Origin of the sequence: Cupriavidus sp. WS, from assembly GCF_000395345.1 — a bacterium.
Taxonomy (GTDB): domain Bacteria; phylum Pseudomonadota; class Gammaproteobacteria; order Burkholderiales; family Burkholderiaceae; genus Cupriavidus; species Cupriavidus basilensis_B.
The window spans coordinates 1-2,848 of record NZ_AQPL01000417.1 but is presented as its reverse complement, the minus strand read 5'-3'; the positions used below and the strand labels follow the sequence as shown (position 1 = coordinate 2,848).

The 2,848-nt window shown below is 69.6% G+C and carries 4 protein-coding genes; all 4 read right to left on the bottom strand.

What is annotated here, in order from left to right; genetic code table 11:
• Positions 1-32: 32 nt before the first annotated feature.
• Positions 33-1,013 carry a Tim44 domain-containing protein gene (locus K206_RS0129075; RefSeq protein ID WP_029044217.1) on the bottom strand — a complete coding sequence of 327 codons (981 nt, stop codon included), beginning with the start codon at positions 1,011-1,013 and terminating at the stop codon, positions 33-35.
• 51 nt (positions 1,014-1,064) lie between these two features.
• Positions 1,065-1,796 (bottom strand): bifunctional demethylmenaquinone methyltransferase/2-methoxy-6-polyprenyl-1,4-benzoquinol methylase UbiE, encoded by a 732-nt coding sequence (gene ubiE, locus K206_RS0129070; protein ID WP_020205876.1) that lies wholly within the window; start codon positions 1,794-1,796, stop codon positions 1,065-1,067.
• A 101-nt stretch (positions 1,797-1,897) separates the two neighbouring features.
• On the bottom strand, positions 1,898-2,311 hold the full coding sequence (locus K206_RS0129065) for a gamma-butyrobetaine hydroxylase-like domain-containing protein (protein WP_029044216.1): 414 nt from the start codon (positions 2,309-2,311) through the stop codon (positions 1,898-1,900).
• Positions 2,312-2,364: 53 nt separating this feature from the next.
• On the bottom strand, positions 2,365-2,848 hold a 484-nt coding region (locus K206_RS39620), incomplete at its 5' end, for an ATP-binding cassette domain-containing protein (protein WP_043367223.1).

Here is a 2,848-nt window from a genome sequence, read left to right as displayed (position 1 = left end):
CAGGCGGGCGGCAGCCCGCCTGGCCGGCAGGCTCAGGACACCTGCTGGATCCCGGCCAGCACCCAGCCGCCGCTGCCGCTGACCGGCTTGGCCAGGTTCCAGACCTCGGCGAACGGCTGCGCCGGCTCGCCCGCCTTCTCGCGGATCATGCCGGAGAAGCGCACGCTGGCCAGATGCTGCGCCGGGCTGTCCTCGATGCCCAGCAGCTCGGCTTCCAGCGTGACCACGTCGGTCTTGTTGACCTCGGCGCCGCGCTCGGCCAGATCCATCTTGATCTCGGCGAACATTTCCGGCGTGGTGAACTCGCGGATGTCCTCGAGATTGCCGGCGTCCCACGCGGCCTGCAGGCGCACGTAGTAGACCTTGGCGTTGCGCAGGAAGGCGGCGGTGTCGAAATCGGCCGGCACGCCCCACGGCTGCGCGGCGCCCGCCATCGCCGGCGCGGCCGCGCCGGCCGCGGGCATCACGGGATTGGCCGCCCCGCCGGGCACCTGCTGGCGCAGGACCGGCTCGCTGCTGCCGACCGAGCCGCCATTCATGCCGCCCAGGCCGCCGCCGGCATAGGCCGGCTGCTGCGCGCGGCCGGCGCCGCCGCGGAACTTGCGGATCAGCCACATCACCACGAAGGCCGCCAGCGCGATCAGGATCAGGTTGGACAGGAAGCTCATCGCCGCGCCGCCCAGGCCGAAGTGCGACAGCAGCCAGCCGATGCCCAGGCCGGCGGCGATGCCGCCCAGCATGCCGCCCCAGTTGCGCTTGGGCGCGGCCGCGGCGGCTGCCCCGGCGCCAGCCGCGGCACCGGCGGGCGCGGCCTGCTGGCCCGGCTGCTGGGCCGGCGTCTGGCTGGGCGCTTGCTGCGGCGGTGTCTGCTGGCGCTGCGTCACGTTCGACGACTGCTTGCCGAAGCTGCGCGAGCCGCCGCCCAGCCGCTTGGCATTGGCGTCCAGCGCCATGCCGAGAGCGAGGGTGCCGATCAGCACCGCCGCCATGAATTTTCCGCGAATTTGCGACATTTTTGCACTTCCCCTGTCAAGTTCGCTCATCTTCATTGAGCCTATATCAGTCTAGTACTTCCGCCCGACGTGAAGAGCCACGACCCCGGCCGTCAGATTGAAGTATTCGACATTTTCCAGGCCCGCATGTTCCATCAGGCGTACAAGTGAAACCTGGTCTGGATGCATTCTGATCGATTCCGCGAGGTAGCGATAGCTGTGGGCATCCTGGGCCACGCGCTCGCCCAGCCAGGGCAGCACCTTGAAGGAGTAGATATCGTAGGCTTTTTCCAGCGGCTTCCAGACCTTGGAGAACTCCAGCACCATCACCTTGCCGCCCGGCTTGACCACGCGGCGCATCTCCGCCAGCGCGGCGTCCTTGTGGGTCATGTTGCGCAGGCCGAAGGCCACCGTGACGAGGTCGAAGTGGTTGTCGGGGAACGGGATGTGCTCGGCGTCGCACAGGCAGACCGGGGTGACGACGCCCTTGTTGAGCAGGCGGTCGCGGCCCACGCGCAGCATCGACTCGTTGATGTCGGTCAGCCAGACCTCGCCGGTCGGGCCGGCCTGGCGGGCGAAGGCCTTGGCCAGGTCGCCGGTGCCGCCGGCGATGTCGAGCACCTTGAAGCCCGGCCGCACGCCGGCCTGGGCGATGGTGAACATCTTCCACAGCCGGTGCATGCCGCCCGACATCAGGTCGTTCATGACGTCGTACTTGCTCGCCACCGAATGGAACACGCCGGCCACCTTGCCGGCCTTTTCCTCTTCGCTGACTTTCTCGAACCCGAAATGGGTTTCGCTCATGGCTTGCTCCGTAATTCAGTAATCTCGTCGGTATGCGCGGCGGTGGTCGTGCCGGTCATCGTGCCGATGGCCGCGACGGCAGGCGCGCGCGGCGCCCGGGCTCAATGGTTGCCGCAGGCGTGGCCGCCAGCGGCGGGCATCGGGGCGTCGCGGTCGATCCCGGCCGCCTCCAGCCGCTTCAGGTAGGCCTGCCAGATGGCGTCCTGCTCGGCGCCGAGGCGGTACAGCAGTTCCCACGAATAGATGCCGGTGTCGTGTCCGTCGGAAAACCGGATCAGGATGGCGTAGTTGCCGACCTGCTCGACCGCCGCGATGGCGACGTCGCGCTTGCCGGTCTGCAGCACTTCCTGCCCGGGGCCGTGGCCCTGCACCTCGGCCGAGGGCGAGTTGACGCGCAGGTATTCGAAGGGCAGCCGGAAGCTGGCGCCGTTGTCGAAGCCCACCTCCAGCACGCGCGACTGGGTGTGCACGGTGAGGGCGGTGGGATGGGGAGTATCTTTTTCGAGGCCTGCCATGTGATGGGTGCGCGCGGCAGCGGGGACGCCGCAGGCCGCGGCCACACCCGCCTTCACGCTTCGTGTACGACCCGATAGCTTACCGCAGCCGCCTCTGCTTGCCCACTTTGCCCGCTTTGCGCCCCCCGCCCGTCCGGCTCCGCCTCCCAGTGCGCGCCGTCGGCGGCCACGTAGCGCAGGCGGCGGCCGTGGAAGGCCGCCACCGTGCTGCGGTGGGCGATGCTGACGATGGCCGCGCCGGGCAGCGACTCCACCATCAGGCGGTACATGGCTTCCTCGGTTTCCTCGTCGAGCGCGCTGGTGGCCTCGTCGAGGAACAGGTAGTCGGGCTTCTGCAGCAGCGCGCGCGCGAACGCCAGCCGCTGCTGCTCGCCCGGCGACAGCCGCAGCGACCAGTTGTCGAACACGTCCAGTTGCCCGGTCAGCGCGCCGAGCCGGGCCTGCACCAGCACCCGCTGCAGCGCCTCGGTGCTGTGCAGGGTGCCCGCGTCGGGATAGGCCAGCGCGTCGGCCAGCGAGCCGATCGGCAGGGAGCTG